Annotated in this window: 17 protein-coding genes and 1 other RNA gene; 5 read left to right on the plus strand and 13 right to left on the minus strand. The window is 50.1% G+C overall.

Going from position 1 to position 19,789, the window contains the following annotated elements; all coding sequences use genetic code 11:
• Positions 1 to 176: 176 nt before the first annotated feature.
• The gene (locus HMPREF2675_RS03290; protein WP_070814056.1) at positions 177 to 4,010 is read right to left on the minus strand and encodes a DUF3683 domain-containing protein; all 3,834 of its coding nucleotides are present in this window, start codon (positions 4,008 to 4,010) and stop codon (positions 177 to 179) included.
• Positions 4,011 to 4,270: 260 nt separating this feature from the next.
• Here HMPREF2675_RS03290 and ffs point away from each other — a divergent pair.
• Positions 4,271 to 4,367: signal recognition particle sRNA small type (gene ffs / locus HMPREF2675_RS03295), an RNA gene on the plus strand.
• A 117-nt stretch (positions 4,368 to 4,484) separates the two neighbouring features.
• Here ffs and HMPREF2675_RS03300 read toward each other — a convergent pair.
• From HMPREF2675_RS03300 to HMPREF2675_RS03320, 5 genes are all read right to left on the minus strand, one after another.
• The gene (locus tag HMPREF2675_RS03300) at positions 4,485 to 5,702 is read right to left on the minus strand and encodes a uracil-xanthine permease family protein (RefSeq protein ID WP_003679234.1); all 1,218 of its coding nucleotides are present in this window, start codon (positions 5,700 to 5,702) and stop codon (positions 4,485 to 4,487) included.
• Between the two features lie 167 nt (positions 5,703 to 5,869).
• The gene (locus tag HMPREF2675_RS03305) at positions 5,870 to 6,181 is read right to left on the minus strand and encodes a hypothetical protein (protein ID WP_070814057.1); all 312 of its coding nucleotides are present in this window, start codon (positions 6,179 to 6,181) and stop codon (positions 5,870 to 5,872) included.
• A 93-nt stretch (positions 6,182 to 6,274) separates the two neighbouring features.
• Entirely contained in the window at positions 6,275 to 7,525 is a 1,251-nt protein-coding gene (locus tag HMPREF2675_RS03310) for a multifunctional CCA addition/repair protein (protein WP_070814058.1), read from the minus strand.
• 75 nt (positions 7,526 to 7,600) lie between these two features.
• Complete coding sequence (locus tag HMPREF2675_RS03315) at positions 7,601 to 8,563, minus strand: SPFH domain-containing protein (protein ID WP_070814059.1); 963 nt, start codon at positions 8,561 to 8,563, stop codon at positions 7,601 to 7,603.
• Between the two features lie 9 nt (positions 8,564 to 8,572).
• On the minus strand, positions 8,573 to 8,998 hold the full coding sequence (locus HMPREF2675_RS03320) for an NfeD family protein (protein ID WP_070814060.1): 426 nt from the start codon (positions 8,996 to 8,998) through the stop codon (positions 8,573 to 8,575).
• A gap of 125 nt (positions 8,999 to 9,123) precedes the next feature.
• On the opposite strand from HMPREF2675_RS03320, the gene ung reads away from it, so the two are divergent.
• Complete coding sequence (gene ung / locus HMPREF2675_RS03325) at positions 9,124 to 9,783, plus strand: uracil-DNA glycosylase (protein ID WP_070814061.1); 660 nt, start codon at positions 9,124 to 9,126, stop codon at positions 9,781 to 9,783.
• Between the two features lie 54 nt (positions 9,784 to 9,837).
• Here the strand turns inward: ung and HMPREF2675_RS03330 are convergent, their stop codons facing one another.
• From HMPREF2675_RS03330 to HMPREF2675_RS03350, 5 genes are all read right to left on the minus strand, one after another.
• A complete protein-coding gene (locus HMPREF2675_RS03330; RefSeq protein ID WP_070814062.1) occupies positions 9,838 to 10,911 on the minus strand; it encodes a sulfate/molybdate ABC transporter ATP-binding protein in 1,074 nt (357 codons plus the stop codon).
• A complete protein-coding gene (gene cysW / locus HMPREF2675_RS03335) occupies positions 10,908 to 11,768 on the minus strand; it encodes a sulfate ABC transporter permease subunit CysW (protein ID WP_070814063.1) in 861 nt (286 codons plus the stop codon). Before cysW ends, HMPREF2675_RS03330 begins: the two co-directional genes overlap by 4 nt.
• Before the next feature lie 84 nt (positions 11,769 to 11,852).
• The gene (gene cysT / locus HMPREF2675_RS03340) at positions 11,853 to 12,689 is read right to left on the minus strand and encodes a sulfate ABC transporter permease subunit CysT (RefSeq protein WP_004520580.1); all 837 of its coding nucleotides are present in this window, start codon (positions 12,687 to 12,689) and stop codon (positions 11,853 to 11,855) included.
• 161 nt (positions 12,690 to 12,850) lie between these two features.
• The gene (locus HMPREF2675_RS03345; protein WP_070814064.1) at positions 12,851 to 13,300 is read right to left on the minus strand and encodes a DUF4124 domain-containing protein; all 450 of its coding nucleotides are present in this window, start codon (positions 13,298 to 13,300) and stop codon (positions 12,851 to 12,853) included.
• A 13-nt stretch (positions 13,301 to 13,313) separates the two neighbouring features.
• Positions 13,314 to 13,508: a hypothetical protein gene (locus HMPREF2675_RS03350; RefSeq protein ID WP_070814065.1), complete on the minus strand. Its 195-nt coding sequence runs from the start codon at positions 13,506 to 13,508 to the stop codon at positions 13,314 to 13,316.
• A gap of 185 nt (positions 13,509 to 13,693) precedes the next feature.
• On the opposite strand from HMPREF2675_RS03350, the gene HMPREF2675_RS03355 reads away from it, so the two are divergent.
• Positions 13,694 to 15,322, plus strand: a complete 1,629-nt coding sequence (locus HMPREF2675_RS03355) for an ABC-F family ATPase (RefSeq protein ID WP_070814066.1) — start codon at positions 13,694 to 13,696, stop codon at positions 15,320 to 15,322.
• A 9-nt stretch (positions 15,323 to 15,331) separates the two neighbouring features.
• Positions 15,332 to 15,592, plus strand: a complete 261-nt coding sequence (locus HMPREF2675_RS03360) for a hypothetical protein (RefSeq protein ID WP_070814067.1) — start codon at positions 15,332 to 15,334, stop codon at positions 15,590 to 15,592.
• Positions 15,593 to 15,949: 357 nt separating this feature from the next.
• Here HMPREF2675_RS03360 and HMPREF2675_RS03365 read toward each other — a convergent pair whose 3' ends face one another.
• Positions 15,950 to 17,167: a D-alanyl-D-alanine carboxypeptidase family protein gene (locus HMPREF2675_RS03365; protein WP_070814068.1), complete on the minus strand. Its 1,218-nt coding sequence runs from the start codon at positions 17,165 to 17,167 to the stop codon at positions 15,950 to 15,952.
• Positions 17,168 to 17,371: 204 nt separating this feature from the next.
• Here HMPREF2675_RS03365 and ilvA point away from each other — a divergent pair, with 204 nt between their 5' ends.
• Complete coding sequence (gene ilvA, locus HMPREF2675_RS03370) at positions 17,372 to 18,895, plus strand: threonine ammonia-lyase, biosynthetic (RefSeq protein WP_070814069.1); 1,524 nt, start codon at positions 17,372 to 17,374, stop codon at positions 18,893 to 18,895.
• A 59-nt stretch (positions 18,896 to 18,954) separates the two neighbouring features.
• On the opposite strand, the gene trmB is transcribed toward ilvA, so the two are convergent.
• The gene (gene trmB, locus HMPREF2675_RS03375; RefSeq protein ID WP_070814070.1) at positions 18,955 to 19,671 is read right to left on the minus strand and encodes a tRNA (guanosine(46)-N7)-methyltransferase TrmB; all 717 of its coding nucleotides are present in this window, start codon (positions 19,669 to 19,671) and stop codon (positions 18,955 to 18,957) included.
• Positions 19,672 to 19,789: the final 118 nt, after the last annotated feature.

A 19,789-nucleotide genomic window follows, 5' to 3' on the forward strand; every position in this document is an offset into this window, starting at 1 on the left:
CTGGGGGATAAAAGCCTCAGGTTTTATTTTTTATTAAATACTGCTGGTGTAGCATCGCTATTTGCAAAGGCATTTGATTTGATTTGATTATTGTATTTTGATTCTTTTGAATAAAAAGGCCGTCTGAAAGATTTTCAGACGGCCTTTATTACATCCACAAGTTTTTGTCTAAGTCCTTAGAGCAATACTTTTTCTACACCGCCGTTATTGGCTTTTTTCACAAACTCATCCAGCCAGTTTTCGCCGAGGATGTGTTTCGCCATTTCGATGACGATGTAGTCTGCAGGCATATTGTTGTCATCGGAGTAGCGGCTCAAGCCTTGCAGGCAGGCTGGGCAGGAGGTAAGCATTTTGACAGGTTCGCCTTGCGGCAGCTCTTTGAGGTTTTTCTCAATTTCCTCTTGTTTGCGGAACTTGACCTGAGTGGCAATGTCTGGCCGTTTGACGGCAAACATACCGGACTCGCCGCAGCAGCGGTCGCTTAAGACGACTTTCTGTCCCATCAGGCTGCTGGCCATTTGGGTGGCATTCATGGTTTTGATCGGGGTATGGCAAGGGTCGTGGTAGAGGTATTGCTGGCCTTTTACGCCGTTTAGTTGCACCCCTTTTTCAAGCAGATATTCGTGGATGTCGATGATACGGCAGCCTGGGAAGATTTCCTCAAAACGGTATTTTTCCAGTTGGTCATAGCAGGTACCGCAACTGACGACGACGGTTTTAATGTCGAGGTAGTTGAGGGTGTTTGCCATACGGTGGAAAGCCACGCGGTTGTTGGTGCTCATTTCTTCGGCTTTAGCCTTATTGCCTCCAGCGTCTTGCGGATAGCCGCAACACATATAGCCGGGCGGCAGGACGGTTTGTACACCGACATGCCAGAGCATGGCTTGAACGGCAAGTCCGATTTGGCTGAACAGACGCTCAGAGCCGCAACCTGGGAAGTAGAACACGGCTTCGGCATCTTCCGGAGAAGCCGGATTGCGGATGATAGGAATACTCTTGTCGTCTTCTATACCCAGCATGGAGCGTGGAGTTTTAGCAGGCACGCTTTTGGGTAAAGGACGGTTGATGAAGTGGATAACCTGTTCTTTGATTGAGGCAGTACCGACCGTAGCTTTGGGTTCGGCTTTTTGCTTTTGGGTACCGATTGGAAGAAGTTTGCCGATTTTGTAGGCAAAGTTTTGCGCAGGGAAGCCGGTCTGTATCATGGCGGCGCGAAGGGCTTTGATGGTTTTTGGGCCTGTGGCGTTCAAAAATGCCATGCCCATTGAAGCCGCAGGCGCAAAGCGTTTGTGGCCGGAATCGGCAAGGTAGTTGCGGACGGCTACGGTAACGTCGCCGAAGTCGATGTTGACAGGGCAGGGCTTAACGCAGCGGTGGCACACGGTACAGTGGTCGCCGATGTCCATCAGTTCTTCAAAATGTTTGACGGAAACGCCGCGACGGGTTTGTTCTTCGTATAAGAAGGCTTCGGTCAAGAGCCCCACGCCGAGGATTTTGTTGCGTGGGCTGTACAACAAGTTGGCACGCGGGACGTGAGTAGAGCAAACAGGTTTGCATTTGCCGCAGCGCAGGCAGTCTTTGACGGAATCGGCGATGGTGCCGAGGTCTGATTTTTCCATAATCAGCGATTCCGCCCCCAAAAGCTCGAAGGACGGCGTATAGGCGTTGCGCAGGTCCGAGCCTTTCATCAGTTTGTGACGGTTGAAGGTGTGTTTCGGATCGACTTGGTTTTTGTAGTTCCAAAACGGTTGTAAATCTTCATCGGTCAAAAATTCGAGTTTGGTAATGCCGATGCCGTGTTCGCCGGAAATTACGCCGCCGAGCGAACGGGCGATTTTCATAATGCGTTCGACCGAACGATAGGCCGTCTGAAGCATTTCGGCATCGTCTGAGTTAACCGGAATATTGGTGTGAACGTTACCGTCGCCGGCGTGCATATGCAGGGCGACAAAGACGCGGCTGCGTACGGTTTTGGCGTGGATTTTGCCCAAGCCTTCGATGATTTTGGTGTCGGTTTTGCCGCTGAAGATTTCAGAAAGTGGCTTCATTACGTCTGCTTTGACAGACACGCGCAGGCGGAAATCGCGGAAGGCAATAAAGCAGCTTTCATTGTCTTTGGCTTCGGGCGCGGCGTGGACGGCTGCGCCATAGCGGACTTTATAGTCGGCAAGTGGTGCGTCTAAGTTAGCAAGCAACCATTCCCAACGCGCTTTGACAGCGGAAACGTGGGCCAGGGCGTGTTTGCCGCGTTCGCCCAACAGTTCGGCGGTTGGCAGGTCTGTTCCCATTTTGTCGATGGGGAGTTTGCCGGACAGATATTGCTCCAAGGCGGCACAGAGTTTGAGCTTGTTTTGGATGGAAAGCTCAATGTTGATGCGTTCGATGCCGTCTGAATACTCACCGAGTCTTTCGAGTGGGATTACCACGTCTTCATTGATTTTAAAGGCGTTGGTGTGTTTGGCGATGGCGGCGGTGCGGCTGCGGTCGAGCCAGAAGGTTTTGCGTGCTTCGGGCGACACGGCGATAAAGCCTTCGCCGTCGCGTGCGCGGGCGAGTTCGCAGATATGTTCGGCGGCTGCCTGTACGGCGGCTTCGTCGTCGGAAACCACGTCTGCCAGCAAGACCATTTTAGGTCGGCCTTTGCCTGCCGCTTTGGTGGCATAACCGACGGCGCGGACGTAACGCCAGTCTAAATGCTCCAAACCGGCCAATCGTACGCTTTCATGGTCAAGCAGGAAATCGCGGATTTCGACAATAGACGGCGTTGCGGTGGCGACCGTGCCGAAAAACTCCATACACACGGTGCGCGTGTATTTCGGCATTTTATGCAATACGAAGGCAACGCTGGTGATGATGCCGTCCGTACCTTCTTTTTGCACGCCGGGCAGGCCGCTCAAGAATTTGTCGGTAACGTCTTTGCCCAAACCGACTTTGCGGAATTTGTGGCCGGGGATTTCCAAACGTTTGGTATTGACAATATTGCGGCCGTCTGAATCCAGCGTATGTACGTTAAACACGGCGGTTTCTTCATCGTGGATTTTGCCAAAATTGTGATGCACACGTTCGATACGCAACCATTCGCCTTGAGGATTGACCATGTTCCAGTAGGCGAGGTTGTCCAGGGCAGTACCCCACAGTACGGCTTTTTTACCGCCTGCATTCATCGCCACATTACCGCCCACGCAAGACGCATCGGCGGAGGTCGGATCGACGGCGAACACCAAACCTGCCTGATGCGCGGTTTCTTCCACTCGGCGGGTTACTACGCCTGCGCCGCAATGGATAATCGGATGTCTGCCGTCCAAGCCTGCCAGCTCAACGTATTCGACGCCGCGATGCTTGTCGAGTTTTTCGGTATTGATGACTGCGCTGTTTGCATCCAAAGGTACTGCGCCGCCGGTATAACCAGTACCGCCGCCGCGCGGGATAATGACCAAGTCCAATTCGATTAAGGCGCGCACCAAAGGCGCGATCTCTGCCTCGGTATCAGGATTGACGATAACAAACGGATACTCCACGCGCCAGTCGGTCGCATCGGTAACGTGCGTTACGCGAGCCAATCCGTCAAACATGATGTTGTGCGGCTTGGTAATTTTGCTTAAGCGTTCCAAAATCTGATGGCGTTTTTGGATGGTTTCATCAAAACTGCTATCAAAACGCTCGACTGCTTTTTCTGCTGCGGCAACCAAGACATCCACTTGCTGATTGTCGTCGCGGCGCTTGCGGATTTCATTTAAGCGGTGGCGCATTTCACGCACTAGCGCGGCGCGGCGTTTCGGGTGCTCCAACAAGTCATCGACCAGATACGGATTGCGCACGACCACCCAAATATCGCCCAATACTTCAAACAGCATTCGTGCCGAACGTCCTGTTTTGCGTTGACCGCGCAGGTCTTGCAGGATTTGCCATGCTTCGTCGCCCAACAGTCGGATGACGATTTCGCGGTCGGTATAAGAAGTATAGTTATAGGGAATTTCTCGAATACGCTGAGGGGCAGTAGTCGTGGTCATGGTCGTGTTCCGTTGATGGATGTAATGTTTTTATATTAAAGGCCGCCTGAAAAATGCAATTTCTTCTTGATGGCGTAAAGTGTTAATGTAGTGTAATTTTCGATATTTTTCAACGGAAAAGACAATAAACATTTCAATGGGAATGATTTGCAACTAGGCAATATTGTTTACAATCTTGTCGTGTAAATGGTTTTCAGATGGCCTGATAGATTTTATCGCTTGAGTTTTTCTGTAAAACCGCTATAATGCGTCTCTTCTACGGCGGGTCTCCCCGCATGGTAATTCGGAACACCGGGTCAGGGGCGGAAGCCAGCAGCCCACTCTGATGAGCCAGTGCCGGGGGTTCGGCTCGCCACCTTATTCAAAAATGCCGGAGATGGTTAAGTCTCCGGCATTTTTCATTGTATAAAGCGTAATAAAAAGGCCGTCTGAAATCTTATTTTCAGACGGCCTTTGAGTTTATGAGCCAGCTATTTACGCTTCTTCTGATTTGGTATTGGGCAAAACGCAGTTCAGGATAATCGCCAATACGGCGCACAAACCTACACCGGCGAAGCTCAAAGTACCTACTTTGATAATCATGCCGCCGATACCGGTCGTCAATACGGAGCTGACGATAACCAGATTTTTCGGCTGCATCAAATCGACTTTCGCATCAATCAATGTTTTGATGCCCAAAGAGGCGATTGTACCGAACAGCAGCAACATAATGCCGCCCATAACCGGCATAGGAATCGAAGCCAAAAACGCGTTGAACTTACCGAAAAACGCCATGAAAATCGCAAAAATTGCCGCCCAAGTCATGATGACGGGGTTGCTATTTTTGGTAATCATCACCGCGCCGGTTACTTCGCCGTAAGTGGTCACAGGAGGGCCGCCAATCAAACCGGCCACGCACACGCCCAAGCCATCGCCGGCGAGGGTTTTGTCCAAGCCCGGGTCTTTAGTGTAGTTTTTGCCGGTTACATTACCGATGGCCATAATGCCGCCGATGTGTTCGATGGCCGGGGCGATGGCAACAGGCAACATAAACAAGGCAGCCTGCCAGTTGACTTGAGGTGTTTCAAAATGAGGGACGGCAAACCAAGGAGCGTTGATGATGGCACTGGTATCGACCAAGCCCATGATCAAAGCCAACACATAGCCAGAAGCCACGCCGATCAAAATCGGAATCAGCTTCATCATCTTGCTGCCGAAGACAGAAACAATGACGGTTACCGCAAAGGTAAAGCCGGAGAGAATCAGCGAGTCGATATAGTCGATGACCTGTTTTCCATCTGCCTGACCCATGGCCATGCTGCTGGCTGCAGCGGCCACGGACAAGCCGATTACCATAATTACCGGACCGATAACCACGGGCGGCAACAGCTTGTGTACCGCATCCAGACCGCGCCATCTGATCAGAGCGGCAAAAACAAAGTACATGAAACCTGCCGCAAACAGACCGAACATGGTAGAAGGCAGGCCCCATTCGCCGATGGAGTAGATAATCGGTGCAATAAAGGCAAAAGAAGAGCCGAGGAAAATCGGCACTTTACGTTTGGTAACCAATTGGAACAACAAGGTGCCCAAGCCTGCGCCCAATAATGCCAAAGCCGGGTTCAGTCCCGTCAGAAGCGGCACAAGCACCATGGCACCGAATGCGACAAACAAAATCTGCGCACCGGCTACCGCCGTTTTAAGCTGGTTCATAAAAGCTCCGAAGAAAATTCAAACGGCGCAGATTATACTGATTTATCCTAGTCATGAACATTTATTTACAAAAGGCCGTCTGAACAAATGTAACGATGACACCTGTTCAGACGGCCTTGTTTGATAGTGAATGTTTAATAACTTATCAAAATCGATTAGGAAAATTTTCAGCCGCGTGTTTCGCGCCAAACCAAATAATCGCGCAGGGGTGGCATGGGCGGATTGATGCAGTGCGGACAGATGCCGGTTGTGTCTTCATCGTCGCTGTCGATATGGTAGTCGTTTGGATCGAAGCGCACCTGCTGCATGATGGCTTGCGCCAAAGCTTGAGCCTGTACGACATCAAAGCGGAATTTTTCAAGGATTTCGTTTAATAGGAGGATTTCGCCTTCGCTGAAAGATTCGCTGTGTTTGACAATGAGGCGTTGATAATCTTCATTGCTGATTTTTTCGTAAAGTAAATCGGTCTGGATAGTCATGATTTTTATTGTTGAAATAAGATGGTCAAGATGCAGATTATAGCGGATATTGTGGCGGATGTTTCAAAGCTTGTCTATACCATCAATAGCCTCCTATTTTTCAGCCTGATACGCTTTTTGCAGCGGTGTAATTTGCGCCAAGCGGGCATGATCGATTTGTTCGGCAATCAAATGGGCTTTGCCCTGTGCGTGGCACTCGGCGGCAATTTTGCCTGCATCTACTTGGTTGGCAGCCTCAAGTAAGGCCAGCCAGTGTTCGCGTTGCGGATAGGGGGTGTCTTCAAGATTCAGACGGCCTCGTTTGTCAGCCACGCAGACGTTTAAGGCCGTCTGAAAACGTTCGGGGCGGCGGAATGCATCGGTTTTTTTCAAAACCTTCAAAATGGTTTTGCTTTTGAATTGCCCGACTTGATGGAGCATGATGTGCCAACGGCAGACGAGTTCGGCAAGCTCGGCGCAGTGTTTGGGCGCGCGCAGGCGTTGATTGACTTCGCGGACGGGTTCGACGCCGTTGATGTCGTGTTCGTAGTGTTTCGGCAGGATATCGGCCGGTGTTTTTGCCTTGCCTAAGTCGTGTAATAGGGCGGCATAGCGTTCGGCAAGGGACAGATTCATTTCGGCGGCCCGTTGTACAACCATCAGTGTATGGATACCGCTGTCGATTTCGGGATGATAGTCGGCGCGTTGCGGTACGCCGAAAAGGGCGTCAAGTTCGGGCAGCAAGACTTTGAGTGCGCCGCATTCGCGTAAAACTTCAATCATTTTGCGCGGATTTTTCTCCATCAAGCCTTTAGCCAATTCCTGCCAGACGCGTTCGGCAACTAAGGCATCCGCTTCGCCGTTTTCTACCATTTGTCGCATCAGCAACATGGTTTCATCGGCAATTTGAAAACCATAACGCGCGGCAAAACGGGCAATACGCAAAATACGTACGGGGTCTTCGGCAAAGGCAGGAGAAACGTGGCGCAGGATGCCGGCCGCCAAGTCTTGTTGTCCGCCAAAAGGATCGATGATCGTGCCGTCTGAATCCTGAGCCATGGCATTGATGGTCAGGTCGCGGCGCATCAGATCTTGTTCCAGCGTAACGTCTTTATCGGCATGAAAACTGAATCCGGCATAGCCTTTGGCGGTTTTGCGCTCGGTACGGGCGAGGGCGTATTCTTCGTGGCTGTCCGGATGGAGAAAGACGGGGAAATCCTTGCCGACCGGCTGATAGCCTTGAGCCAACATGGTTTGCGCATCTGCACCGACGACTACCCAGTCGCGGTCTTTGACGGGCAGGCCTAACAGATGATCGCGGACGGCGCCGCCGACAAGATAGGTTTTTATGGTTTGTGTATTCATATAAAAAACGAACGATATAAAAAGGCCGTCTGAAAAGCCGTATTGGGTTTTCAGACGGCCTGATTCAGAATGCTATTATGACGCTTTAGGCTTGTTGCCGTCGATGATTTTCAAACCGGCAGAGACCAAGCTGCCGATGTCGGCAACGTTGGCGGGCATAATCAGCGTGTTGCTTTCTTTAGCTAAATTGCTGAAGGCGGCAACGTATTGCTCGGCAACTTTCAGGTTAACGGCTTCAGCACCGCCCTCTGAGCGGACAGCCTCGGCGATTTTGCGGATGGCGTCGGCGTTGGCTTCTGCCACCAGGCGCAGGGCTTCGGCTTCACCTTGTGCGCGGTTGATGCGGGCGATTTTTTCACCGTTTGACGCGTTGATGGCGGCTTGCGCTTCACCTTCGGATTGTTGGATTTCTGCCTCGCGCTGACCGCTGGCAAGGTTAATCTGCTCGATTTTACGGCCTTCGGATTCGGCAATGCGCGCGCGTTTTTCACGTTCGGCGGTAATTTGCGCCTGCATTGAGCGGAGGATTTCTTGTGGCGGAACCAAGTCTTTGATTTCGTAACGCAAGACTTTCACGCCCCATGCACCTGCCGCTTCGTCCAAAGCAGCAACAACAATGCTGTTGATTTCATCGCGTTCTTCAAAGGTTTTATCCAATTCCATGCGGCCGATGACAGAGCGCAAAGTTGTTTGCGCAAGCTGGGTAATCGCCATGATGTAATTGCTGGAGCCGTAAGACGCGAGTTTAGGATCGGTAACTTGGAAGTAGATGATGCCGTCCACAGTCAGCTGAGTGTTGTCGCGGGTAATACAGACTTGGCTGGGAACATCCAAAGGAACTTCTTTCAGCGAGTGACGATAGGCGACACGGTCGATAAATGGGATAAGGATGTTCAGACCTGCAGTCAGCGCTTTGTGAAAACGGCCCAATCGTTCGACCACATAAACTTCCTGCTGTGGTACAACGATAAAGGATTTGAAACCAAAAACAACAACGACGATGAGGAGTAGGACGGGGAGACTGAGCAGAAATTCCATAATGTTTCCTTATGATGATGGTTGGGAGAGTGTGCGGATAATCAGCAGATTACCGTTTTTGGCAGTAATGACTGCGCTTGAGGCCGTCTGAAAAGTATCTTGAGGCCGTTCGGCTTGTGCCTGCCAGTGTGTACCGCGGTAGGTGACTTCGTAAATATTGTCATGCAGGTGACGTAGGATGCGGACGTTTTGCCCAATATCCAAATCATCGTTGAGTGCTTGGGGAGTCAACTGATTTTTCAGACGGCCGTGTACCAGCCAGATACCGAATGCGCTGATGATGGTCGCGGTCAAAACGGAGGCAGAGAAGTGTCCGCTTAATCCGTACATGATTCCAGCAGCGACCAGCGCTACGCTGACCACCAAAAGATAAACCGTTCCGATAAATAATTCGACAATCAGAACAACGGCGGCGGCAACAAACCATATCGTCATGCGGCATATCCTTTTAATAATCTTTTGATAATCCTTATCATAATGGCAACAGCTTGAAATGAAAAGGCTAAGGTTGAAATTTATTTCAGTTATAATAAGTCCGTTCAAATACGGAGCGGCAAATAATGCAGACTTGGCACGAGGCAATTGGTGCGGAAAAAGAAAAGGTGTATTTTCAAACGATTTTGGAGAAGGTGCGCCATGAAAGGCAGGTGGGGATAACCGTTTATCCGCCTGAACGCGACGTATTCAATGCTTTTCGGACGACTGAATTCGGAAATGTAAAAGTAGTGATATTGGGGCAAGACCCGTATCACGGCGTGGGTCAGGCGCATGGTTTGGCGTTTTCCGTCCAGCCTGAAATTGCGGTGCCGCCGTCATTGGTCAATATTTATAAAGAGCTGGCTACGGATATTGAAGGCTTTCAGATTCCGCAACACGGCTATTTGCAGCATTGGGCGGAACAGGGCGTGTTGCTGTTGAACACGGTGTTGACTGTCCGTGCCGGTGTGGCGCATTCCCATGCGACCTTCGGTTGGGAGGCGTTTACCGATGAAGTCATCCGACAATTGGATAGGGAACGCGAGCATTTGGTCTTTATGCTGTGGGGCAGCCATGCGCAGAAGAAAGGCGCGTTCATCGACCGCAACCGTCATTTGGTGCTGACCGCGCCGCATCCTTCGCCTTTATCGGCATATCGCGGCTTTTTCGGCTGCAAACATTTTTCGCAGGCAAACGCTTATTTGCAGGCACATGGTCTAGAGCCGATTGATTGGCAGGTTTAAATAAGATGAAAGGCCGTCTGAAAGCAGATTTTCAGACGGCCTTATGATTTAGTCTCAAATCGAATATTCAATCAGCTCGTTTTGAGAGAAGACATAAACCTGTTTCGGAATCAGCTTCAATTCTTTGCCTTCGGCAATTTGGTAACGCGCGGCATCGCTGCCTGCCAGCGTGATATGCACGTCTTGTTTGTCGTGCTTCACCAGAATATGCGTCAATGCGCCGACGGCGTGGATTTTTTCGATTTTGGCACGAATCATCGGCGTTTCGTTTTCGGCGGCAAGCTGCCATTCGTGCGGACGGATATAGCCGATGGCGGTTTGTTCCTGCCATTTGTATTGCGCGTCCAATTTCCATTCGAAACCGTGGTAATGCCAAATGCCTTTTTCGATGCGTCCTTCAAATGCGTCGGTCTCGCCGAGGAACTCTGTAACGAAGGCGTTTTCTGGTTTGCGGTAAATGGCTTCGGCGCTGCCGGTTTGTTCGATTTGGCCGTGGTTCATGACGACGATTTCGTCGGAAACTTCGAGGGCTTCTTCTTGGTCGTGTGTGACCAGAATGCTGGTTACGCCTAAGTTGTGATGAATGTCGCGCAACCAAGTTCGTAATTCTTTGCGCACTTTGGCATCCAACGCGCCGAAGGGTTCGTCCAAAAGCAGGAGTTTCGGTTCGACCGCAAGCGCACGGGCAAGGGCGATGCGTTGGCGTTGGCCGCCGGAGAGTTGGTGCGGATAGGATTTTGCCAAATGCGAGAGCTGCACGAGTTTCAGCAATTCTTCGACTTTGGCGCGGATTTGTTCTTTGGACGGACGTTCGGACTTGGGCAATACGGTCAAACCGAAGGCGACGTTGTCAAATACGTTCATGTGGCGGAAGAGGGCGTAGTGTTGGAACACGAAGCCGACTTTGCGCTCGCGCACGTGTTTTGCGGTGACGTCTTGCCCGTCAAAGAGAATTTGGCCGCCGTCGGCGTTTTCCAGTCCGGCGATGATGCGCAGGAGCGTGGTTTTGCCGCAGCCGGAAGGGCCGAGCAGGGAAACGAGTTTGCCGGTGGGGACGTTGAGGTTGATGTTTTTCAGCGCGTGGAAGTTGCCGAAGTGTTTGTTTAAGTTTTGGATGGTGATGCTCATGCTGCGTTCCTTTCGGCGGCGGCGAGTTTTTTATCTTGTAATTTGGTAATGATGTTTTGCACCAGCAAGGTGGCCAAGGCTAAAAGTGCCAATACGCCGGAGAGGGCGAATGCGCCGGTGAAGTTGTATTCGTTGTAGAAGATTTCGACCAAAAGCGGGATGGTGTTGGTTTCGCCGCGAATGTGCCCCGATACCACGCTGACCGCGCCGAACTCGCCCATCGCGCGGGCGTTGGTAAGAATGATGCCGTAGAGCAGCGCCCATTTGATGTTGGGCAGGGTAACGCGCCAAAACATCTGCCAGCCGTTTGCGCCGAGTATCAGCGCGGCCTGTTCTTCACTGTCGCCTTGTGCCTGCATTAAAGGAATGATTTCGCGTGCGACAAAGGGGAAGGTAACGAATAAGGTCGCCAGAATAATGCCGGGGATGGCGAAGATAATCTGTATGCCTTGTGCTTCCAGCCATCCGCCCAATGCAGTGTGCGCGCCGAACAATAAGACGAACATCAAACCGGCCACCACGGGCGATACGGAAAACGGCAAATCGAGCAGGGTGGTCAGCAACTGCTTGCCGCGAAAATCAAAACGGATCAGCAGCCACGCCATCGCCACGCCCAATACGGCATTGATGGGAACGACAATCAGCGCGGTAATCAGTGTTAATTTGATGGCAGACCATGCTTCGGGATCGGTCAAGGATTGCAGGTACAAATCCCAACCGCCTTTTAAGGCTTCATAGAATACGGCAACCAAAGGCACGACCAGCATCAGCAGCAGAAAGCCCAAGGCGGTAGCGGTCAGCAATACGCGCAGCCAACGCGGTTCGCTCAAATTTGGATTGGTGGAATGGGTTTTCATGGTAGGGTAGTCTCGATTTATTCTTGTATCTATTCGGGCCGTCTGAAAAATGTTTGCTTGATGTTTCAGACGGCCTGTTGTTTGTTAAACCCTCGCTCCGGCGCGGCGGCTTAAAGTCCATTGCATAATGTTTAAAATCAGCAGGATGACAAACGAAATCATCAGCATAAACAGAGCAACGGCAGACGCGCCCTGAGCATCGTATTGCTCCAGTTTGCCGGTAATAATCAAGGGCAGGATTTCAGACACCATCGGAATATTGCCTGCGATAAAGATGACCGAGCCGTATTCGCCGGTAGAGCGGGCAAACATCATGCCTGCACCGGTCAGAAGTGCCGGTGTGATTTCAGGCAAAAGGACGCGGCGGAACGTAGTCCAACGGCTTGCGCCCAAAGTTGCCGCCGCTTCTTCATACTCGCCCGACAATTCTTCCAATACCGGCTGCACGGCGCGGACGATAAAGGGCAGGCTGACGACAATCAGCGCAATCCAGATGCCGGTAGGCGTAAAGGCGATTTTGATGCCCAAAGGCTCGAAAAAACGGCCTATCCAGCCATTGGGCGCATATAGGGTTGCCAACGCAATGCCTGTTACCGCCGTCGGCAGCGCAAACGGCAAATCGACCAAAGCGTTTACCAACCCTTTGCCCGGAAATTCATAGCGCACCAATACCCAGGCAACCAATGTACCGAACACGATATTGGTCAACATCGCATAAAACGACATCCGCAAGCTCAGCCAGACGGCCGCCAAGACATTGGGTTCGGTAATCGTGTTCCAAAATCCGCTCCAGCCGATTTCCGCCGCTTTGGCCGCCATCATCGCAAACGGCAAAACCACCAAAAGCGACAGGCACAAAACCGTCAAACCCAGGCTGAGCTTGAAACCCGGCAATACAGAGGGTGTTTTGAGTAACAACATAATGGCAACCGTCAGAATTTAATACACGCTTACTTTAACAAGGCCGTCTGGAAACTGGAAAGAATGCTTTGTTTGGTATAAAGACGATTTTGTTATATTGAAGACATGAAAAGGCCGTCTGAACGATCATATTTCAGACGGCCTTGCTGGTGTGATAAGGATTAATAGGCAACAGGATCTTGAGAGGCAGGCTGGCGTTGCGTTGCATCGTAGTTTTCCTGAGCCGAGCGGACGGCTTTTTCCAAACCGTTGATCCGTTCGAGATAACGGGCATAGTTGCGTTCATTGCCATAACGCACTTTTTTGCCTTCTTCCAAATTTTTCTTGGCGGTATCCAAAGCACGCTTGGCCGCGCCGACATCAGCCGGATTGACCGGGGCGACAGCTTCTTCCGCCTGCTCGGTTTTGCTTGGGGAAGTCGGCGTTGCCGGTGTTGAAACAGGCGCAGAAGTATATATGGACAGTTTGCCGATATTGCTGGCTTTGCAGTTTTTGCCGCCGGCTTGGGTATAGACTTTGCGGCCGGCAGAATCGGTACATTCAAAAATAGGCGCGGCGGAAACCACAGTTGTCAAAGCGAGCAGTAATGTGCTGAACCAAATTTTGTTCATTTTTTATTTTTCCTTAAAACCATTTCCACCAAACAAACAAAGCCACAATCATGATGATGTTGGCGAAGAGGATGGGTTTCCACTGTCTGGGCGCGCGCCGCAATTCGGAGCCTGAGCGCGTGCGGCGGATATAGAAAAACGGGCTGAGCAGCATGGAGGCGGCACATACCAAAATAATCACGGCGTAATAGATTTTGTGCGTTTCCATATCGTTTCTCCGTTTCAGATGGCCTGAAAGGCTGCCTACAACGCATTTTTGCGTGAAGCGTTGCCTGTTTTCATCTTGCATCGGTATTGGGCACATTTGCCATGGCCTCAATCCTGAGGTCTTTGCAAAAATATGCTACAATCGCGTCCGATTATAACATTCTATTTATAAAGGTTTTACGAATAATGATTTCTACCAACGGCATCACCATGCAGTTCGGCGCAAAGCCGCTGTTTGAAAACGTATCCGTCAAATTCGGCGAAGGCAACCGTTACGGCTTGATCGGCGCCAACGGCTCAGGCAAATCCACCTTCATGAAAATCCTCGGTGGCGATTTAGAACAGACTGCCGGTGAAGTGGCGATTGAAAACGGCGTGCGTTTGGGTAAATTGCGCCAAGACCAGTTTGCCTACGAAGACATGCGCGTGCTGGATGTGGTGATGATGGGTCATACAGAAATGTGGGCGGCGATGACCGAGCGTGATGCGATTTACGCCAACCCCGAAGCTACCGAAGACGACTACATGAAAGCCGCCGAACTGGAAGCCAAGTTCGCCGAATACGACGGCTACACCGCAGAAGCGCGCGCTGCCGAATTGTTGAGCGGCGTGGGTATTTCCGAAGATTTGCACAATGCGACCATGGCGGAAGTTGCCCCGGGCTTCAAGCTGCGTGTATTACTGGCGCAAGCCCTGTTCTCCAAACCTGATGTATTGCTCTTGGACGAACCGACCAATAACTTGGACATTAATACCATCCGCTGGTTGGAAGGCGTGTTGAACCAATACGATTCCACCATGATTATTATTTCGCACGACCGTCACTTTTTGAACGAAGTCTGCACCCATATGGCGGATTTGGACTACAACACCATCACCATCTATCCGGGCAACTACGACGACTATATGCTCGCTTCCGCCCAATCGCGTGAGCGCGCCCTGAAAGACAACGCCAAAGCCAAAGAGAAACTGCAAGAGCTGCAAGAGTTCGTCGCCCGCTTCTCTGCGAACAAATCCAAAGCCCGTCAGGCAACCAGCCGTCTGAAACAAGCAGACAAAATCAAATCGGAGATGGTCGAAGTCAAACCTTCTACCCGTCAAAACCCGTATATCCGTTTTGAAGCTGATGAAAAAGCCAAGTTGCACCGTCAGGCTGTGGAAGTTGAAAAACTGGCCAAACGTTTTGAAACCCAGTTGTTTAAAAACCTGAACTTCATTCTTGAAGCCGGTCAACGCCTCGCCATCATCGGCCCGAACGGCGCAGGTAAATCTACCTTGCTGAAACTTTTGGCCGGCGCGTACAACCCCGAATATTCAGACGGCCTGTTGCCGGACGAAGGCACCATCAAATGGGCGGAAAAAGCCAGTGTCGGCTATTATCCGCAAGACCATGAAAACGATTTCGATGTTGATATGGATTTGACTGAATGGATGCGCCAATGGGGCCAGGAAGGCGATGACGAACAAGTCATCCGCGGCACTTTGGGCCGCTTGCTCTTCGGCAGCAACGATGTCGTGAAAAAAGTGAAGGTCCTCTCCGGTGGCGAAAAAGGCCGTATGCTTTACGGTAAACTGTTGTTGTTGAAACCCAATGTTTTGGTCATGGACGAACCGACCAACCACATGGACATGGAAAGCATCGAATCCTTGAACATGGCGCTGGAAAAATACAACGGCACGCTGATTTTCGTCTCGCATGACCGTCAGTTTGTATCTTCATTGGCTACCCAAATCATCGAATTGGATGGCAAAGGCGGATATGAACACTACTTGGGCGATTACGAAAGCTATCTGGAGAAAAAAGGAGTTTTGTAGGGAAACAATATGAATGCAAATCTTAAAAAACTGCTACAAAATCTGTTTGCACTAATCGTATTGCCAGTGCTGGGCTGGTACATTACGTTTGGAGACACTGTAAATGTTGTCGCTACCGAACACGCTTCTCGTAAAGGCCGAGCAGTTGCTTGGTTATTTAACGAGTTCGGGGCACCCGGTGTTTGGGGCTTCTTGGGCATAATTTGGATTGTCTGCCTGTTTTTAGCCATTCGTTCATACCAAGCATGGCAGAAGGATAAGTTGCAGTAAATCAAGGTTTCAGGTAGTCTAAGTGTAAGTTAACGCGTAGTAGATGCCACATAATTTATCAAATTAGATGACAAAGGTGGATATAAAACGTGTGATTACGAAAGCTATCTGGAGAAAAAAGGCTTAGTTTAAGCCCATACTGATAGCCTATTAAGGTATTGAAATGCCGTCTGAAAATCTTTATGTTTTCAGACGGCATTTTTTGGAAGCGTTGCATATTGGCAATCACTGAAACTGCTAAAATTAAAATGGATAAATTTCTTGTTAGGAATTTTTATTAAAGCCATAAAACAGATATACAAAAGGCCGTCTGAAAATTTCAGACGGCCTTTAATTTATGTTTTGATAGAAAGAGGATTAACTGAATAAACCTTTAAACCACAACACAATCGCGTCCCACATACGGCGCAACCAGCTGCCTTCTTCCACACCGGTCAGGGCGACAACGTCTTTTTCGGCAATAATTTTACCGTCTTTCATGACTTTCAGCTTGCCCAATACTTGGCCTTTTTCAATCGGGGCGAGGACGGGCTGAAGCGTTTCTAAGATTGGTTTGACGTTTTTGCCGGTATCGTGGGGAATGGTAATGTAAACATCGTCCAAGAAACCGATATCTACGGCTTTGGTGCTGCCTTTGTAAACTTTGACTTGGGAAATCACTTCTCCGCCGTTGTAAAGTTTAGGCGTATCAAATGCCTGCAATGACCAGTTGAGCAGTTTGCTGCTTTCGCTGGCGCGCGCTTCGGTGGATTCGGCACCGGCAAGAATGGAAACAATACGGCGGTTGTTGCGTTTGCTGGAAGCGGCGAGATGGTAGCCTGCGCCTTCGCTATAGCCGGTTTTCAAACCGTCGATACTGCTGTCGCGATAGAGCAGGAGATTGCGGTTGGGCTGCTCGATATTATTGTATTTGAAAGATTTGTTTGCAAATAATGGATAATATTTCGGATAGTCATTAATGAGTGCGGCGGCCAAGATGGCAAGGTCGCCAACGGTTGAAACATGGCCGTTAGAAGAAATGCCGGTCGGGTTGTTGAAGTGGGTGTGCTTCATGCCCAAGCGTTTGGCTTCTTCGTTCATTTGTTTGACGAATTCGTCGACAGAGCCGTTGCCAATGGCTTCGGCAAGGGTAATGGCGGCATCGTTGGCCGATTGGATGGTTGTCCCTTTAATCAAATCGCTGATGCTGACAGGAACTTTGGGGTCGAGGAACATACGCGAACCTTCGACTTTCCAGCCGACGTTTGAAACAGTCAGCATTTGATCTGCTTGAAGCGTACCGTTTTCCAGTGCTTTAAAGGCAAGGTAGGCTGTCATCATTTGCGTCAATGCAGCAGGCTCGATAGGCGTGTCTGCATTGTTGGATGCCAAGGTTTGCTTGCTGTGCAGGTCGGTAACGATGTAGGCAGTCGCCGCAATTTCCGGCGGTGTTGTCGGGCTGTTGATGCTGCGCAGCAGCGGCTGCGTTTGAGCCTCGCTTTGTACGGCAGGTGCGGAAGCAACCGGGTCTGCAGCAAGGGCAGGAGTATTCAGGAGGGCAGCAAAAATTAAGCTAAGTAGCGTTTTTTTCATCATTATGTGTGGATTTGAATATGAGTGGACACTGTTTCAAAGTAAACAGTTTGGCATATTAAATAGATATTAAGCGGACATTATACCGTCTCATTTAGGCTTTGCTAAGATTTTTCTTGCCTTCAGACGGCCTCAGGGGTATGGTTTTAACTTTTTCCTCCGGTCGATTTGACCGAATTGCAATTTATTTCCGAACACTAAAATACCATGAACCATTCCCTTCCTCTTTCTGATTATCTAACCCGTATTTTGACCGCTTCCGTTTATGATGTGGCCGTAGAAACGCCCTTGGATTTGGCGCGCAGTCTGTCAGGCCGTCTGAACAATCAGGTTTTGCTCAAACGTGAAGATTTGCAGCCGGTGTTTTCGTTCAAAATCCGCGGCGCGTACAACAAAATGGCGAAACTGCCTAAAGAAGCCTTGGATTGCGGCGTGATTGCTGCCAGTGCGGGCAACCATGCACAGGGTGTGGCTTTGTCGGCGCAGTATTTGGGTTGCCGTGCGGTGATTGTGATGCCGGAAACTACGCCGAAAATCAAAATTGATGCGGTCAAGAGCCGAGGCGGCGAAGTGGTATTGAAAGGCGTGTCTTACAACGATGCCTATGATTATGCGATGGAGTTGGCAGAAAAGGAAAAACTGACTTATATCGCGCCTTTTGATGATCCTGATGTGATTGCCGGTCAGGGAACTGTCGGCATGGAAATTCTCCGTCAACACCGTAATATCAATGCGATTTTTGTTCCGATTGGCGGCGGCGGTTTGGCAGCAGGCGTAGCGGCATTTATCAAACAGGTTTGCCCTGAGATTAAAGTGATTGGCGTGCAAACCGATGACTCTTGCTGTATGAAGCAATCGGTAGAGGCAGGTGAAATCGTACATTTGAAAGATGTCGGCCTGTTTTCAGACGGTACTGCGGTTAAAGTGGTGGGCGAGGAAACCTTCCGCCTGTGTAAAGAGCTGTTGGACGAAATTATTACGGTCAATACGGATATGTTGTGCGGCGCGATTAAAGATATTTTTGACGATACGCGCAGCATTACCGAGCCTGCGGGCGCATTGGCACTTGCCGGCCTGAAGGCTTACGTTGCGAAAAACAATATTCAAGGTCAAAACCTGGTTGCCGTCACCAGTGGCGCCAACATGAACTTCCACCGCCTGCGCCATGTTTCTGAACGCAGTGAACTGGGCGAGGGCAACGAAGGTATTTTTGCCGTTACCATTCCTGAAGAAAAAGGCAGCTTCCTTAAGTTTATCAATGTCTTGGGTAGTCGGAATATTACCGAGTTCAACTATCGCTACGGCAGCGATAAAAATGCGCATATTTTTGTCGGCTTGCAAACCGCCGGTGCGCAAGACTTGGCCGTCATCAGCAAACAACTGGCTGACGCAGGCTTGCCCAATGTTGACCTGACCAATGACGAAATCGCCAAAATCCATATCCGTTATATGGTCGGCGGACGTACGGAAAAAGTATCCAGCGAACGCTTGGTCAGCTTTGAATTCCCGGAGCGCCCGGGTGCGTTGTCCCGTTTCTTGAACCATATGCGCGCCGAATGGAATATTACTTTGTTCCATTATCGCAATCATGGTGCGGACTACGGCCGTATTTTGGTCGGTATCGATGTACCTGACAGCGACAATGAGGCTTTTGCCGACTTTTTGGAGAGCTTGGGTTATGTTTATAAAGAAGAAACTGATAATCCGGCTTATAAACTTTTCTTGGCTTAATCAGTAAGATAAAAGGCCGTCTGAAATTTTTCAGACGGCCTTGTGTTTTATGTTCGGCTTTATTTCTTACGGAACACCAAGTCCCAAACGCCATGACCCAATCGTTTGCCTCGAGCTTCAAATTTGGTTTCAGGACGATAATCAGGCGTAGGGGCGTAATCGGCAGCTGTGTTTTGCAAAGAGTCGAAACTGCTCAAAACTTCCAGCATTTGCACGGCGTATTCTTCCCAGTCGGTTGCCATATGGACATAGCCGCCGCTTTTAAGTTTGGGCAGCAGCTTTTCAACAAACGGCACTTGTACCAAGCGGCGTTTATTGTGGCGTTTTTTGTGCCAAGGGTCAGGGAAGAAAATATGAATGCCGTCTAAAGAACCGTCTTCCAGCATCTTTTCTACTACGTCCACTGCATCATGACGCATTACGCGGATGTTGGAAATGTGTTCCTCCTCAATCAGTTTCAAGATATTGCCCACGCCCGGGCCGTGAACATCAATCGCTAAAAAGTCGGTATTGGGCAGACGTTTGGCGATTTCCACCGTTGCAACACCCATACCGAAACCGATTTCCAAAACTTTAGGGTTGTCCCGTCCAAAAGTGCGGTTCAAATCCAAAGGGGCTTCTTGGAAGTCCACACCAAATTGCGGCCACATCGTATCGATGGCGCGCTGTTGGGCAGCGGTCATATGGCCTTGGCGCAAGACGAAACTGCGGATGCTGCGTTTGTGTTCTTCAGGAACGGTATTTTCGGGTGTATTTTCTGGAATGTTTTCGGACATGTTGTTTTAAATCAGTGAGAAATCAAATAAAAAGGCCGTCTGAAAGAATCAGACAACCCTGCATATAAATCGGCGTGATTATAGCGAATAAACACTTTTCCTGAAACATTTTAAAAAG

The organism is Neisseria sp. HMSC061H08, from assembly GCF_001836795.1.
Lineage (GTDB): Bacteria > Pseudomonadota > Gammaproteobacteria > Burkholderiales > Neisseriaceae > Neisseria > Neisseria subflava_A.

Coding starts and splice junctions, on each gene's coding strand:
- trmB (WP_070814070.1), bottom strand. CDS start 19,671: ATGTCCGAAAACATTCCAGAAAATACACCCGAAAATACCGTTCCTGAA.
- cysT (WP_004520580.1), bottom strand. CDS start 12,689: ATGTTGTTACTCAAAACACCCTCTGTATTGCCGGGTTTCAAGCTCAGC.
- HMPREF2675_RS03345 (WP_070814064.1), bottom strand. CDS start 13,300: ATGAACAAAATTTGGTTCAGCACATTACTGCTCGCTTTGACAACTGTG.
- HMPREF2675_RS03305 (WP_070814057.1), bottom strand. CDS start 6,181: ATGACTATCCAGACCGATTTACTTTACGAAAAAATCAGCAATGAAGAT.
- HMPREF2675_RS03320 (WP_070814060.1), bottom strand. CDS start 8,998: ATGACGATATGGTTTGTTGCCGCCGCCGTTGTTCTGATTGTCGAATTA.
- HMPREF2675_RS03290 (WP_070814056.1), bottom strand. CDS start 4,010: ATGACCACGACTACTGCCCCTCAGCGTATTCGAGAAATTCCCTATAAC.
- HMPREF2675_RS03350 (WP_070814065.1), bottom strand. CDS start 13,508: ATGGAAACGCACAAAATCTATTACGCCGTGATTATTTTGGTATGTGCC.
- HMPREF2675_RS03315 (WP_070814059.1), bottom strand. CDS start 8,563: ATGGAATTTCTGCTCAGTCTCCCCGTCCTACTCCTCATCGTCGTTGTT.
- ilvA (WP_070814069.1), top strand. CDS start 17,372: ATGAACCATTCCCTTCCTCTTTCTGATTATCTAACCCGTATTTTGACC.
- HMPREF2675_RS03355 (WP_070814066.1), top strand. CDS start 13,694: ATGATTTCTACCAACGGCATCACCATGCAGTTCGGCGCAAAGCCGCTG.
- HMPREF2675_RS03330 (WP_070814062.1), bottom strand. CDS start 10,911: ATGAGCATCACCATCCAAAACTTAAACAAACACTTCGGCAACTTCCAC.
- HMPREF2675_RS03360 (WP_070814067.1), top strand. CDS start 15,332: ATGAATGCAAATCTTAAAAAACTGCTACAAAATCTGTTTGCACTAATC.
- HMPREF2675_RS03310 (WP_070814058.1), bottom strand. CDS start 7,525: ATGAATACACAAACCATAAAAACCTATCTTGTCGGCGGCGCCGTCCGC.
- HMPREF2675_RS03365 (WP_070814068.1), bottom strand. CDS start 17,167: ATGATGAAAAAAACGCTACTTAGCTTAATTTTTGCTGCCCTCCTGAAT.
- ung (WP_070814061.1), top strand. CDS start 9,124: ATGCAGACTTGGCACGAGGCAATTGGTGCGGAAAAAGAAAAGGTGTAT.
- cysW (WP_070814063.1), bottom strand. CDS start 11,768: ATGAAAACCCATTCCACCAATCCAAATTTGAGCGAACCGCGTTGGCTG.
- HMPREF2675_RS03300 (WP_003679234.1), bottom strand. CDS start 5,702: ATGAACCAGCTTAAAACGGCGGTAGCCGGTGCGCAGATTTTGTTTGTC.